At 72.7% G+C, this 13,057-nt stretch carries 15 protein-coding genes and 1 pseudogene; 4 read left to right on the forward strand and 12 right to left on the reverse strand.

The features are described from left to right. Nucleotides 1-3: 3 nt before the first annotated feature. A complete protein-coding gene (locus JT723_RS08480; protein ID WP_240165264.1) occupies nucleotides 4-1,953 on the forward strand; it encodes a right-handed parallel beta-helix repeat-containing protein in 1,950 nt (649 codons plus the stop codon). A 102-nt stretch (nucleotides 1,954-2,055) separates the two neighbouring features. Next, a complete protein-coding gene (locus tag JT723_RS08485) occupies nucleotides 2,056-2,898 on the forward strand; it encodes a Gfo/Idh/MocA family oxidoreductase (protein ID WP_205043865.1) in 843 nt (280 codons plus the stop codon). 2 nt (nucleotides 2,899-2,900) lie between these two features. On the opposite strand, the gene JT723_RS08490 is transcribed toward JT723_RS08485, so the two are convergent. After that, nucleotides 2,901-3,341, reverse strand: a complete 441-nt coding sequence (locus JT723_RS08490) for an Lrp/AsnC family transcriptional regulator (RefSeq protein WP_205043866.1) — start codon at nucleotides 3,339-3,341, stop codon at nucleotides 2,901-2,903. Nucleotides 3,342-3,495: 154 nt separating this feature from the next. On the opposite strand from JT723_RS08490, the gene JT723_RS08495 reads away from it, so the two are divergent. Further along, on the forward strand, nucleotides 3,496-4,494 hold the full coding sequence (locus tag JT723_RS08495; protein ID WP_205043867.1) for an aldo/keto reductase: 999 nt from the start codon (nucleotides 3,496-3,498) through the stop codon (nucleotides 4,492-4,494). Between the two features lie 39 nt (nucleotides 4,495-4,533). On the opposite strand, the gene JT723_RS08500 is transcribed toward JT723_RS08495, so the two are convergent. Beyond that, a complete protein-coding gene (locus JT723_RS08500; RefSeq protein WP_205043868.1) occupies nucleotides 4,534-4,890 on the reverse strand; it encodes a hypothetical protein in 357 nt (118 codons plus the stop codon). 221 nt (nucleotides 4,891-5,111) lie between these two features. Then, a complete protein-coding gene (locus tag JT723_RS08505) occupies nucleotides 5,112-6,590 on the reverse strand; it encodes an MFS transporter (protein ID WP_205043869.1) in 1,479 nt (492 codons plus the stop codon). Between the two features lie 159 nt (nucleotides 6,591-6,749). On the opposite strand from JT723_RS08505, the gene JT723_RS08510 reads away from it, so the two are divergent. After that, a complete protein-coding gene (locus JT723_RS08510) occupies nucleotides 6,750-7,397 on the forward strand; it encodes a TetR/AcrR family transcriptional regulator (protein WP_205044025.1) in 648 nt (215 codons plus the stop codon). A gap of 15 nt (nucleotides 7,398-7,412) precedes the next feature. On the opposite strand, the gene JT723_RS08515 is transcribed toward JT723_RS08510, so the two are convergent. The 9 genes and pseudogenes from JT723_RS08515 to JT723_RS08550 form a co-directional block, all read right to left on the reverse strand. Then, nucleotides 7,413-8,231 carry a DUF2785 domain-containing protein gene (locus JT723_RS08515; protein ID WP_205043870.1) on the reverse strand — a complete coding sequence of 273 codons (819 nt, stop codon included), beginning with the start codon at nucleotides 8,229-8,231 and terminating at the stop codon, nucleotides 7,413-7,415. A gap of 74 nt (nucleotides 8,232-8,305) precedes the next feature. Then, entirely contained in the window at nucleotides 8,306-8,587 is a 282-nt protein-coding gene (locus JT723_RS08520) for a DUF2087 domain-containing protein (RefSeq protein ID WP_205043871.1), read from the reverse strand. Between the two features lie 94 nt (nucleotides 8,588-8,681). Continuing rightward, nucleotides 8,682-8,909 carry a hypothetical protein gene (locus JT723_RS08525; RefSeq protein ID WP_205043872.1) on the reverse strand — a complete coding sequence of 76 codons (228 nt, stop codon included), beginning with the start codon at nucleotides 8,907-8,909 and terminating at the stop codon, nucleotides 8,682-8,684. Further along, a complete protein-coding gene (locus JT723_RS08530) occupies nucleotides 8,906-9,556 on the reverse strand; it encodes an RNA polymerase sigma factor (RefSeq protein ID WP_205043873.1) in 651 nt (216 codons plus the stop codon). Before JT723_RS08530 ends, JT723_RS08525 begins: the two co-directional genes overlap by 4 nt. A 10-nt stretch (nucleotides 9,557-9,566) precedes the next feature. Beyond that, the gene (locus JT723_RS08535) at nucleotides 9,567-10,049 is read right to left on the reverse strand and encodes a peroxiredoxin family protein (RefSeq protein WP_205043874.1); all 483 of its coding nucleotides are present in this window, start codon (nucleotides 10,047-10,049) and stop codon (nucleotides 9,567-9,569) included. Nucleotides 10,050-10,241: 192 nt separating this feature from the next. Further along, complete coding sequence (locus JT723_RS08540; RefSeq protein WP_251513252.1) at nucleotides 10,242-10,535, reverse strand: outer membrane protein assembly factor BamB family protein; 294 nt, start codon at nucleotides 10,533-10,535, stop codon at nucleotides 10,242-10,244. An 82-nt stretch (nucleotides 10,536-10,617) separates the two neighbouring features. Further along, a pseudogene (locus tag JT723_RS34965) lies at nucleotides 10,618-10,878 on the reverse strand (serine/threonine protein kinase); the annotation flags it as partial. 185 nt (nucleotides 10,879-11,063) lie between these two features. Beyond that, nucleotides 11,064-12,287, reverse strand: a complete 1,224-nt coding sequence (locus JT723_RS08545) for a glycosyltransferase (RefSeq protein ID WP_205043875.1) — start codon at nucleotides 12,285-12,287, stop codon at nucleotides 11,064-11,066. 148 nt (nucleotides 12,288-12,435) lie between these two features. Next, nucleotides 12,436-12,852: a contact-dependent growth inhibition system immunity protein gene (locus tag JT723_RS08550; RefSeq protein ID WP_205043876.1), complete on the reverse strand. Its 417-nt coding sequence runs from the start codon at nucleotides 12,850-12,852 to the stop codon at nucleotides 12,436-12,438. Nucleotides 12,853-13,057: the final 205 nt, after the last annotated feature.

The following is a 13,057-nucleotide window of genomic DNA, read 5'->3' on the forward strand; positions in this document are numbered from 1 at the left end:
CGGATGGACGAGTCCGCCCGGCACATCGGCGTCGGTGGTGTGTTGCGCGGCGACAAGGCTTGGCAGGGGGAGGAGTACGGAGTGATTCGTCGTCAGGACAACTCGAAGAGCGACATCCCGACCAGGGGCGGGAAGGAGGAAGGGCTGAGCAGGCGCGGCATGCTGTGGCGGGGCGGGCTCGCCACCGCCGCCGGGGTCGGGGTGCTCGGCACTCTGGGCGAGCAGAGCGCCGCCGCCGCGACCGGCGCCCAGGCCGGGCTGCTCAACCCCTTCGACTATGGGGCGGTCGGCGACGGGACGCACGACGACACCGCCGCGATCCAGGGCGCGCTGAACGCCGCACGCGACGCGAACGGCGGGATCGTGCTCATCCCCGGCGGGTTCCGGTACAAGCTGACGGGCACGTTGTCCGTCTTCTCCGGCACCACGGTCGTCGCCTACGGCGCGTACGTGTTCATGGGCGACGGCAAGACGGCGACGCTGATGAACGACTCGGGCGACGGCGGCTACGGCAGCTACAACGGCTACAAAGACCATGAGAACATCACCGTGGCCGGCGGCACCTGGGACGGGAAGGCCACCGCGACCCAGGGCTTCACGGTCAACCACGGCAGCAACTACGTCTTCCGTGACGTCACCGTCCGCAACATCGCCTCCTACCACGCGATCGACATCCAGGGCGTCCAGCACATGCGGGTCGAGAACTGCCGGTTCGAGGGCTACGAGCAGGGCAGCAGCACCTTCCCGCGCGGCCCGATCCAGATCGACAGCGGCACCGAGTCGGGCGACGCGAACCCGTGCGACGACATCACCGTCCAGAGCTGCTACGCGGGTCCCTCGCCGATACCGGGGGAGTCCGGTCCGTGGGGGCGGCTGGTGGACTGCCACACGCAGGGGACGTCGGCGCACAGCCGTATCCGCGTACTCGACAACGTCGCCGACTCGGTCCTGGACTCGGCGATCCACGCCTACTCCTGGTCCGAGTCGGTCATCGAGGGCAACCTCATCCAGAGCCCGAAGGGCCACGGCATCTACGCGGGACTGGGACCGAGCGTGTCCGGTGCCCGGCTGGTCATCCGCAACAACATCGTCAAGGACGCCGGCCGCGGCGGCATCCGCGTCGACCCCGTCACCTCGGACGGCGGGGTCAGCAGCGGCAGCTGGTCCTACGTCGACATCGACGGCAACCAGATCTACGGGTCGGCCTCCAACGGCATCTACCTCGCGGCATGCCTGGTCGGCAGCGTCGCGGACAACGAGGTCATCAAGGTCCAGACCGCGGCGAACCACTGCATCCAGATCGGCGAGAGCTCCGCGGGCGCGAAGTACGCCGTCGAGTCGGTCGCCGTCAAGGACAACCGGGTGTACTCGGAGGTCACCTCCGCGATCCGGCTCAACGGAGCAGCCGCGTGCCTGCTCACCGGCAACAAGGTCATGGGTACGTCGTTCAGCCACGCCTTCGCCTGCCGGGACGTCGACCGGACCGTCATCTCGCAGAACGACTGCGCCAGCAACGTCCCCGGAACCGCGGGCAGCGGCCTGGTCGCCACGAACTGGCTGGCCGTCGACAGCGACACCACCACCTGCAAAATCGCCCTGTCCGCCCCGCAGGGGCAGGCCGTCGTCTTCCAGGACTACGCAGGCACCAGCCCCACCGCGAGCGGCGACAACTACGTGGACGGGGCGCCCGTCGGCCGGTCGGTGGTCACGCTCGGAGGGACGGTCGTCATCACCCCGAGCGCCGCCTACACTCCCACCAAGGTCACGGTCGGCTTCCCGGACGGCGTGTTCACCACGACCCCCGTCGTCGTCGCCACGGCCAACACGACCCTGCCGGGCAACGCGGTCACGGGTGTGGGCATCGGCACCCGGTCGGCGGCCCAGACCGACATCTGGCTGACCCGCTCCGACACCACGGCCACGTCGGTCAGCTGGATCGCCACCGGCTCCTGACACCGCGGAAGGCGGAAGGCGGAAGACCCGGCCCGGCGGAGAGCAGCGGGAAGCGTCGGGAAGCATCGGGAAGCGTCGGGAAGCGGGGGAGAGCAGAGGGACATGCGCATCGGCATCGTCGGGACGCACAACAGCCACGTCGACCACATCGTCGAGCACCTCAACGTCAGGGCGCTCGGCGGTGACGCCCGGGTCGTGGCGCTCAGCGGCGGCGCCTCGGAGCGCAACGAACTGCTGCGCGCCCGGGGCGGGATCGAGCGGCTGGTCGACGCACCCGGCGACCTGCTCGGCCTGGTCGACGCGGTCGTCGTCGCCGACCGGGACGGCGGCGCGCACCGCGCGCACACCGTGCCCTTCCTCCGGGAGGGGCTGCCGGTCTTCGTGGACAAGCCGCTGGCGTGCACGGTGGCCGACGCGGAGGCGGTCGTCGCCGCCGCCCGGGAGCACGAGGCGCCGCTGACCTCGTACTCGGCCGTGCGCTGGCTGCCCGACACCGACGCGCTCGCCGCCGAGGCGGCGGGCCACGGGGCGGCGCAGATCGTCGTCGCCTCAGGCCCCGCCGACCCCGGCGGCCCCTACGGCGGCGTCTTCTACTACGGCATCCACCCGGTGGACACGGCACTGCGGCTGGCCCCCGGGCCGCTCGGCGACATCCGCGTCGAGTGCTCGGGGGCGGCCGTCACGGCCACGGCCCTCGCGGGCAGCACCCGCGTCGTGGTCAACCTGGTGCCGCCCACCGAGACGGGTCAGATCCCCTTCCACGCCATGGTCGTCTCCCGTGAGGCCGTCGCCCAGCGCACCCTGACCGTCGGCGGGCAGTACGTCGTCCCGGGCCTGGAAGCCTTCCTCACGATGGCCCGCACGGGCAGGCCGCCGCTGGCGTACGACGACCTGCTGCGCCCGATCCGCTTCCTGGAGGCGGTGGCCGGGGCGGTACAGGGCTGACCTCAGCCGGGGGACAGCCCCGGTGTCCTGGGCGGCACGGGCGTGGACTGGACGATCGAGGTCGTCGTCTGCCCGTACAGCAGGAAGCGGTCCAGCACTTCCTCGAAGGTGGTGAGGTCGGTGGCGTGGACCTTCAGCAGGAAGCAGTCCTCGCCTGTGATGCGATGGCACTCGCTGACCTGCGGCAGGCTCCGCGCCAGCTCGGCGATCCGCGGCAGCTGCCCTGGACCCGGCCGGACCCGTACGAAGGCCGCGACCGGGTAGCCGAGCGCGGCAGGGTCCACGTCCAGCCGGTAGCCGCGGATCACCCCGGTCTCCTGCAGCCGCCGCACCCGCTCGCGTGCGGTGGGCACCGACACCTCGACGCGGCGGGCGAGTTCCGCCATCGGCATGCGCGGGTTCGCGTCCAGCTCGGTGAGCACGGCCCGGTCCACAGCGTCCACACTTTCCCCTTCGTCAAACAGCAGCCCCCGCCGAGATGTGAACCGTAAAGCATTCACCCGCTCGGCCACGCCTTTCGCCATGGTCCCCGTGCTCTGCGCTTGCGACCATTGTCGACCTCCACCAAGACAAGCACGGAAGAGGCGAGAACACCGCATGAAGTACCTGAACCTGGGGTCGACGGGTCTGAAGGTCTCCCGGATCTGCCTGGGCATGATGAGTTACGGCAATCCGCCCGACCCCGGCGACCCGTCCTGGCGGGACTGGCACCTGAGCCGGGAGGACGCCGAGCCGATCGTGCGGCGGGCCGTCGAGGCGGGGGTGACCTTCTTCGACACCGCCGACATGTACGCGCAGGGCGCCAGCGAGCGGGTCACCGGCGACCTGCTGAAGTCGCTCTTCCCGCGTCGCGAGGACTACGTCCTGGCGACGAAGGTGTACTTCCCGATGGGCGCGGGACCCAACGACAGGGGCCTGTCCCGCGGCCACGTCCTCGACGCCGTCGACGCCTCGCTGCGCCGGCTCGGCACGGACTACGTCGACCTCTACCAGATCCACCGCTGGGACGAGGACACGCCGATCGAGGAGACGATGGAGGCGCTCAACGACGTCGTCCGCTCGGGCAAGGCCCGCTACATCGGCGCGTCCAGCATGTACGCCTGGCAGTTCGCCAAGGCCCAGGAGGTCGCCCGCGCCAACGGCTGGGCGCGCTTCGTGACCATGCAGAACCACTACAACCTGCTCTACCGCGAGGAGGAGCGGGAGATGATCCCGCTGTGCGCCGACCAGGGAGTCGGCGTCCTCCCCTACAGCCCGCTGGCCCGCGGCCTGCTGACCGGCACCCGCGAACGCGCCGGCCGCGGCATCACCACCCGCTCCGGCGACGACCCCCTGGCCGACGAGATGTACGGCGACGCCGACTTCGACATCGTCGACGCCGTCCGCGCCCTGGCCGCCCGCCTGGACGTCCCCCCGGCCCGGGTCGCCCTGTCCTGGCTGATGTCCCGCCCGTCGGTGACCGCCCCGATCGTCGGCGCGACCAAGCCCCACCACGTCGAGGACGCGATCGCGTCCCTCGACCTGGCCCTCACCCCCGACCAGACGGCCCCGCTCGAAGCGCTGTACCGCCCGCACGGGGTCCTCGGCCACCACTGACAGCGGTGCGGGGCCCGGCGTGCGGGCCCCGCAGGCTGCTCAGTCGGTCCGGTGGGGCATCACGATGCTGCCTGCCCGCTCGCCCGGGCCGGAGATCAGGCACCAGGTGCCCTGGTCGAGGATGCCGTCGTGGGACGGATCGGCCTTCACGACGGGCGGGAAGGCCACCTCGCGGGCGAGCAGGTCGAAGTCCAGGGGGAGTTCGAGTTCGCAGATCCACCCGTCGCGGGTCAGCCGGAAGCCCTCCCCGGCCGCCGTGTACCGGTTGCCGTGGTGCCGGTCGCGCGGGTCGACGGCTCTCTGGCCGCCTTCGCCGTGGGCCGCGGCTCCGTCGTCCGCGTGGTCGCCCGCGGTGTCGGTTCCGGACGCCCCGGCGTCGACCGAGCAGGTCGACACCGCCGGGGCAGCTCGTCGAATACCCCTGCGTCCAGTCCGACGCGATGGTCTCGCCACCGCAGTACGTCTTCGGCGCCCGGCCTCCCTCGGCACGGTCAGCGGCACCGCCACCCACGCGCCTACGGCGAGTACGCCAACGGCCAGGTCAGCGACGTCCGGCTCTGCCAGTCGGCGCTGCCCTTGGCCGACGCCGCCTCGGGAGGTGACGCACCGGCGGTGGTTCAGCTCGGCTGACCCTCCGCGGCGGGCTCCTCGACGGTGCGGGAGTCGGTCAGGCTCAGCGCGCCGCCCGCCGCGATCAGGCCGACGACGACGGCGAGCACGGCGTAGGTGATCCGCTCGCCGTGGAAGAACGACGCGACGAGATCGCCGCTCCAGGTACCGGCCGGCAGCCGGGTGGTGACCAGGGCGGCGATCAGCGTGCCGACCACGGCGGTGCCGACGCTGGAGCCGACCTCCTGGGCGGTGTCGTTGAGTGCCGCGCCGATCGAGGTGCGGTTGGCCGGCATCGCGTCGACCAGCGCGACCGCGCAGATCGTCATCACGGTGCGCAGCCCCACGGTCATCAGGACCATGCACACCGCGATGGCCGCGTAGCCGTGGTCGACGCCCCAGGCCAGGCCCGCCAGCGAGCCGGCCAGGCAGACCGCGCCGACCAGGCACGCCACCCGGTGGCCGAAGCGCCGGGCGAGCCACTCCGACAGGGGCGTCGCACCGAGCATCGTCACGATGATCGGCAGGTTGGCCAGGCCCGCCCGCACCGGGCTCCAGCCGTAGGCGTACTGGAAGTGCAGGATCAGCCCGAACATCACGCTGGCCATCGCGATGGAGGTGCCGATCTGTGCGATGGCGGCGCCGCGGACGGTGCCGTCGGAGAACAGGCCGAGGTCCAGCATGGGCGCCGCGGTGCGCCGCTCGTGCCGGACGAAGGCGAAGGCCGCCGCGACGGCGCCCGCGACCGAGGCGAGGGTGACCGCGGAGAGCCAGCCGCGGTCGACGCCGCTGGTCAGCGAGTAGCACGCGAGGCCGATGGCGGTCACGCTCAGGACCGCGCCCGGCAGGTCGAGCCGGTCCTTGGTCAGGTCCTCGGGGCGGTCGGCGGGGACGCCGAGCCGGACGCCGATGCAGGCGACGACCGCGATCGGCGCGTTGACGACCAGCAGCCACTCCCAGCGCACGTGGGCCAGCGCGGTGCCGCCGAGCAGCGGCCCCAGGACGAAGCCGGACATGCCGACGATGATCATCACCGTCATGGCGCGCATCCGCAGTGCCTTGTCGTCGAAGAGCCGGAAGACCAGCGAGTTCGTGATCGGGGCCATGGCCGCGGCGGCCACGCCGAGTGCGGCGCGCAGGGCGATCAGCTCGCCGGTCGTGGTCACGGCGACCACGCACAGGCTGAGCGCGCCGAAGACGGCGAGCCCGACCAGCAGCACCCGGCGGCGGCCGAGCCGGTCGGCCATCGACCCCGCGGTGAGCAGCAGGCCGCCGAAGGTCAGCGAGTAGGCGCCGGTGACCCACTGCAGCGCGGTGGTGCCGGAGCCGAGGTCGCGGCCGATGGTGGGCAGCGCGATCGACAGGAGTGTGTTGTCGACCATCTCGACGAAGAAGGCCAGGCAGAGGGCGGCCAGCGGAATCCAGGCCGCCCGCAAAGACGCGTAGGTGCGTGACGGGGCTTGGGGCGGGGCGGTGGCGGTGGTCATGGCAGTCCTCCCATCAATCGAACGACGTTCGGCTATCGAACAACGTACGATAGAGTACGATAGAACAACGTTCGATACGAGGCAAGACGCGAGGGGATGTGAGCCATGGCACACCTGCAGCACCGCCCCGGTCAGGGACGCCGGCGGGCTTCGCACTCGATGGAGTCCGTGCTCACCGAGGCGGTCGCCCTGCTGGACGAGGCCGGTGCGCACGCACTGACCTTCCGGGCGCTCGCCCAGCGCCTCGGCGGCGGCGTCGCCAGCATCTACTGGTACGTCGCGAACAAGGAGGAGCTGCTCGACCGCGCCACCGACCACGTGATCGGCAAGGTGCTCGCCGACATCGAGGCGCTCCCGGGCGGCGACGACCCGGTGGACGACCTGCGCGCGATGGCGCTCACGCTCTTCGACGCCATCGTGGACCGGCCCTGGCTGGGCGCCTACTTCATGCGCAACACCGACGTGCAGGGCAACTCGCTGCGCCTGTACGAGCGGCTCGGGCAGCAGACCCTGCGGCTCGACCTCAGCGCGCGCCAGCGCTTCCACGCGGTGTCCGCGATCGTGGGGGTCGTCGTCGGCTCCGCCGTCGACATGGGGCAGGAACCGCCCAAGGAAGTGCTCGACGGCGCCGTGGACCGCGACGAGTTCCTCGGCCGCTACGCCCAGGCCTGGCGGGAACTCGACCCCGGCGACTTCCCGTTCGTGCACGAGATCGTCGACGAGTTCGACGGCCACGACGACGTCGACCAGTTCCGCTCCGCGCTGGACCTCACCCTGGCGGGCCTGCGCCTGCAGGCCGGAGCCTGACCGCCGGCCCCCGGCTCAGCCGAGCCAGTGGTAGGGCATGCGGAGGATCTCGGCGGCCCTCGCGGCCACGGCACCGGCGTGCGGCGGGACGCCGCCGTCGGCCAGGCCCCGGGTCAGGTGCAGGTGCAGCGACTGCAACGTGGCGAAGGTGTTGAAGGCCCACGCGGGGACGGCGCCGGGGCCGCTGCCCTCGAAGGCCGCTGCCACCGTGTCCAGCCAGCCCGTCGCCTGCCCGGCGGTGAGCCCCGGCGCGAGCAGGATGCGGGTCACGGCCGCGGCCAGCCGGGCGTCCTCGACCTGCACGTAGCGGTGGTCGGTGTCCCGTGCCGTCATCCGCCGTGCGCACAGCTCCAGCAGGTCGGTGCGGCTGTCGGGCAGCGCTTGCGCGAAGGCCGCGGCGGCGTCGGCGCCGTGCGCGACGGCGTGCAGCCAGCCCAGGGCGTCGTCCCAGCCGCGGGTGTCGGACTCCCGCGGGTACCAGCCGGCGAAGCCGTCGTACCAGCGCAGCACCGCCGCCTCCGGTACGGCGCCCGGCAGCTGCGAGGCGCGGGCCAGTACGCACGTGAGCACCAGCGGCGCGAACGTGCGGGCCTGCACCTCGGGGTGGCGGAAGCGCCCGGCCGCCGCGTCCCCCACCGCGACCAGCACCTCGTCCAGGTGCCCCGCCCGGATCCAGCCGGCGGCGGCGGTGTAGCCGTACTCGTCCCGTACGACGGGGTCGGCCGAGACCAGCGCCACCGCCAACTCCCCGGCGACCCGCCCCGCTTCCGCCCCGTCCGGATAGGCGAAACCGGCGGCGGCCAGCCCCGCCCAGTCCAGCGTCTGCGACGTCATCGGGCCACCCTGCCATGCGCTTCCGCCGCAGGCCAGGGCTCCGGTGCGGCCGACGGCAGGTGAACGTGCGGGCGTCAGCGCAGGCGCTGGTAGACCGAGCCGTCGCGGGTGCGGCCGAGGAAGCCCTCCTCGACCAGATACCGGCGCAGCGCGGAGGTGTCCTCGTGCACGGTGGCGATGGCCTCGTTCACCTCGCGCTCGGTGTAGACCCGGCCGCCCGTGAACAGCCGGGCCGCGAGATAGCCGAGCAGCTGCACGCGCCGGGCGGGGCGGCGCGGTACGGCGATCAGCCGCTCGCCGGAGAAGAGGTCGCTCACGCCGTGGGCTGCCCTGCGTGCTTCGTCGTCGGCGCTCATCCGGCCACCCTTCCCCAGCCCGCCCCGGCCGGCAACGCATTTCCGGGCGGGGCCGTGCGGCTGGGCTGTCGCCTCGCTCCTTCCGCCCGTCCCGTCACATGCCGACCGCGGCCAGCAGGCCCTCGAAGTCCTCCGTGCACGGGCCGCAGGCCCGCAGGTGGGCCGCCACCCCCGGGTAGCGCGCCGCCGCCCCGCCGCCGGCCGCGACCAGGTCGACGTAGATGTGCAGCACGGCCATCGCCTCCTCGCAGCCCACGTCGCGGGGGTCGGTGTCCAGCAGGCGGGCGATCCGTGCCGCTGCCGCCTCGGATGGCTCTGTCACGTCGTCCCTGCCTTCCCGTCCAGGTGGCCGCCCGCGACCAGGTGTGCCCGCAGCTTCCTGCGTGCGTCGGAGACGGTCTTGTAGATCGCGTTGCGGTTGGTGTCCCACCGCGCCACCAGAGCGTCCAGCGGCACTCCGTCGACCACGACGGCGACGAAGGCCCGGCGCTGGTGCTCGGTGAGCACCTCGTCCACCCCCTGCCGCAGGGCGTCCACCAGTTCGCGCCACTGCGGCTCCTGCGCCGGGTCCAGGCCCAGGCGGTCGGGCAGTCGCTCCCAGTCCTCGGCGTCCAGCACCGCGGTCGGGCGGCGCCAGAAGTGCCGGCCCAGCTTGGCCGACACCTCTAGGACCACGAAGCGGTACGCCCAGGTGGTGAAGCGGCTCTCCCCCCGGAAGTCCCCGAGCTTGCGGGTGACGGCGAGCAGCGCGTCGGCCGCGGCCTGGTGGGCGAGGTCGTCCAGCTCGGGGCCGGTGACCCGCGTGTCGGTGCTGCGGCGGCGCAGTTCGCTCCTGGCGATGCGCAGCAGCAGGCCGTGCAGCCGCTCCTGGGCGTCCTCGCGGGTCCGCCGCGAACCGTCGCCCAGGGCGGCCACCCAGGCGGCGGACTCCGCGTCGAGGTGCGGCCCCGCGAGGTCCCGCTGTTCCATGGCTGCGAGCCTACGCGGCGTGCTCCCTGACGTAGCGGACCAACCCGGCGACGTCCTCGGGCACCAGGCGCCCGATGGCGCCGTTGGAGTAGACGCCGACGACGACCCTGCCCTCCGGGTCGAGCACGAAGCCGGTCGACTGCAGGTGCTCGGGCTCGGGGTTGACGAAGGCCCCGGTCAGGGCGGCGACGGCCCGTGCGTCGGCGCTGTGGCCCACGGGGTAGGTCAGCTTGAGCCGCTCCACCAGCGCGCGGGTCGTGTCCTCGTCGTCCACCGACAGTGCGACGACCTTCACGCCGAGCCCGTCCAGGGTCTCCCGGGCGCGCTCGAAGGCGCGGAGCTGGGCGTTGCAGTACGGGCACCACGAGCCGCGGTAGAACAGCACGACCCCGTAGTGCCCTGCCAGGTCGCCGGGCACCGAGGCCGTCCCGCCGCCGGGCAGGTCGAGCGTCAGCGCGGGGAAGGCGTCACCGGGGTGCAGCAGGTCGGGCATCGGGTTCTCCTGTCGTCCGAGTCGTGCGGCGGCGGCTTTTCCGCCCCGCAGGAGATCAGCGTCAGAAGACGGGCGCTTCTTACCGCTCCTGGCCGAGGTTTCTTTGTGCTTGGTTTGTACATAAGGGTCCGCGGCTGCTCCCGGACCCACCTCAAAGACCTCGCTGAATGTCCCACCGCGGCGGCCGGTCCGTCAGGAGGCGGGCCGGCCGTTCGGGTTGCGGGAGAAGGCCGTGTCGCCGGCCGTCGCCACCAGGGCGTCCCCGACCAGCAGCAGGCTCGGCGGGATGTCGGTCGCCTTGTCGCCCGTGTCGTCCAGCGCGGGGGTGCGCCACACCTCCGCCCCGGTGCGGCTGTCCAGGGCCAGCAGGCGCCCGAAGCGGTTCGCGAAGTAGACCCGCTTGTACGCCGCCGACACCGCGGGCACCGACAGGTTCTCCATGTCCGTGCCCTTCTGCCACAGCTGCCTGCCGCTGTCCGCCGACACCGCGGTGACCGAGCCGTTGGAGCGGACGAAGTAGACGACGCCGTCCTGGCCGGGCTCGGTGCCGGCCGAGCACAGGGCGTACGGGGCGCCGCCCAGCGCCGCCGCCGTCCACGACCGGCGCCGTGAAGGCCCCGCTCACCCGCCGCGCAGCCGCGACCTCCTGCCGGAACCGCCCGCGGAACTCCTCGTCCTCGGCGTACGAGCCGCGCACGAACTTGACCGCGACCTGCCGCCCCGAAGCCGAGACCCCCAGGTACACCACCCCCATGCCGCCCGCCCCGAGCCGCCCGAGCAGGGTGTACCCCCCTATGGACGACGGGTCCTCGGCGCTCAGCGGCGTCATCGCCCGCCGCCCTCCCCACACCAGCTCTGCGTCATGGCCCTGCGCCCCTCAGGCTAGGCCCTGCGCTCCCGAGCCCGAGAACGGCCCTCGACCGGCCGGGCGGGGGGCGGCCGCGTGCCCCGGCGTTCCCGGGGTCCCGGCGGGTGCGGGCGGGACCTGCGCAGGAACGCCGGGGGTGTGCGGGGTCATGCGGTCAGCGGGGGCCTCTGGCGGGTGGCGGTGTCGAGCAGGAGCTGTGCGGCCTCGGCTGCTCCGTCGGTACGGATGCGGCCGGCCACGGCCCGTGCGCGGGCGAGGGTGCGGGGGCTGAGGGCCGTCGTCAGGGCGGCCGTCAGGGACCCGGTGGTCGGGGTCGGATCGTCATGTGCGGCGCCGATGCCCAGGGCGGCGACGCGGCCGGCCCAGTAGGGCTGGTCCACCGCCTGCGGCACCACCACCTGGGGTGCGCCGGCCCGGGCGGCGGCCGTCGTGGTGCCCGCGCCGCCGTGGTGCATCACCGCGGCGACCCTGCGGAACAGCGCCTGCTGGTTGACCTCACCGACGGCGAAGCAGTCGTCCCCGTCGTCGATCCTGGCCAGTTCCGCCCAGCCGCGGCCGACGATCGCGCGGCGGCCGTGCGCGCGTATCGCCTCGATGGACACCCGGGCGGCGTCCGCCGGGAGGTCCCGCGTGCTGCCGAAGCCGACGAAGACCGGGGGCGTACCCGCGTCGAGGAAGGCCAGCAGGTCGTCCGCCAGCGGGCGTTCGTCCGGCAGGATCCACGCGCCCGTGTGCACCACATCCAGCTCGGCCGTCTCCTGCCACGGACCCAGAAGCGGGTCCGAGGCCAGCCACGGCCGGTCGGTGAAGACGAACTCGTAGACGTCGTCCACCCGCGGCAGCCCGACCGAGGACCGGTGCTCGTTGAGCGCGCCGCCGTGCAGCGCGGTGATGGTGCGGGAGTTCAGGTCCCACAGCGCCCGGTTGTCGGTCACGCCGGTGGGGAAGGACTGGCCCGCCAGCAGCGCGGGAGGAGCCTGGTAGGGCGAGCGCAGCAGGAACGGGCAGAACGTCACGTACACATAGGGGATGCCGAGCTTCTCGGCCGCCGACCGCGAGGAGAAGTGCGCGAGCCCCGTCGCCAGCAGGACGTCGCACCCCTCGGCCGCTGCGGCGACCGAGGCGAACTGCGCGGCCAGCTCCGTCACCCGCTGCGAGGTCTCCGGCTCCGTCGACGGCTCGGTGAGCACGACCCGCGCCCTGCCGACCCCGACCAGCTCCACCCCGACCCTCGCCAGCAGCTCGGCGAAGATCTCGTCCGGCGGCGCACAGACCCTCACCTGCGCACCCAGTTCCCGTAATCGCACCGCCAGGGCCGCGAGCGGTTCCACATCCCCGCGCGACCCATACGTCGATAACAGCACACGCACTTGGCAACTCCCCTTTTTGCCGGTATTGGCATCGGGCGGCAATTCTGCGACCCGACGACACTCTTGCGGCAAGTCCCCCGGTGCGCTGTACGTTGGTGCCCGCCCGACTCCCGCGCCCCGGGAAGGGCCGCGCCCGGCCGCCGTCACGTCACGGCTGCCCCCGCGCCCCCCGAAACCCGTCCGCAATCCGCTGCAGATCCGGGTCCAGTTCGGTGAGCCTGGGCAGCAACTCCTCGACCCGCCGGGCGATCTCCGGGAATTCCTCCCAGGTGGCAGGCTCCCGCCGAACCACCGCCGACAGCAGGTCGTCGTCGTAGAACCCGCCCTCCGCGAGCCGCGGAACCGTCTCCTCCAGCACCTCCAACGCCACCGGAAGCGTCCACGCCAGCCCCACCCCCTGCCCGATGAGCCGCGCGAGGTTCCAGGGATTGAGGGTGCCAATGGGTCGACGCCGCAGTTCATGGACGTCCCGCACCATGGCCGTCGAATCCTCGGGCGGATCCGGCCACCGATCGCCTTCGAGCGTCTCGATGGACAGATTCCGGTCAAACTCGCCCCGAGTCACCAGTGCGTCCCCTCTGAAGCCGTGTACGAATGAATGTCCGTCAGTGTCCGATGGAATGCAGGAACCCCTTCAGCCGGTCGAGTTCCCTCGTCACCTCTTTGTGCTTGGCGAGCCGTACCTCGATGCCTCGCTCCGTGATGGGGGAGTCGCTGCCGCCGACAGCGCCGGCGGCTCCCCCGTGTCGGCACGATGCGGGCGCGTACAG

The sequence above is a fragment of the Actinacidiphila bryophytorum genome, from assembly GCF_016916835.1.
Lineage (GTDB): Bacteria > Actinomycetota > Actinomycetes > Streptomycetales > Streptomycetaceae > Actinacidiphila > Actinacidiphila bryophytorum.

Coding starts and splice junctions, on each gene's coding strand:
- JT723_RS08480 (WP_240165264.1), top strand. CDS start 4: ATGGACGAGTCCGCCCGGCACATCGGCGTCGGTGGTGTGTTGCGCGGC.
- JT723_RS08535 (WP_205043874.1), bottom strand. CDS start 10,049: ATGCCCGACCTGCTGCACCCCGGTGACGCCTTCCCCGCGCTGACGCTC.
- JT723_RS08485 (WP_205043865.1), top strand. CDS start 2,056: ATGCGCATCGGCATCGTCGGGACGCACAACAGCCACGTCGACCACATC.
- JT723_RS08495 (WP_205043867.1), top strand. CDS start 3,496: ATGAAGTACCTGAACCTGGGGTCGACGGGTCTGAAGGTCTCCCGGATC.
- JT723_RS08530 (WP_205043873.1), bottom strand. CDS start 9,556: ATGGAACAGCGGGACCTCGCGGGGCCGCACCTCGACGCGGAGTCCGCC.
- JT723_RS08520 (WP_205043871.1), bottom strand. CDS start 8,587: ATGAGCGCCGACGACGAAGCACGCAGGGCAGCCCACGGCGTGAGCGAC.
- JT723_RS08515 (WP_205043870.1), bottom strand. CDS start 8,231: ATGACGTCGCAGACGCTGGACTGGGCGGGGCTGGCCGCCGCCGGTTTC.
- JT723_RS08505 (WP_205043869.1), bottom strand. CDS start 6,590: ATGACCACCGCCACCGCCCCGCCCCAAGCCCCGTCACGCACCTACGCG.
- JT723_RS08510 (WP_205044025.1), top strand. CDS start 6,750: ATGGAGTCCGTGCTCACCGAGGCGGTCGCCCTGCTGGACGAGGCCGGT.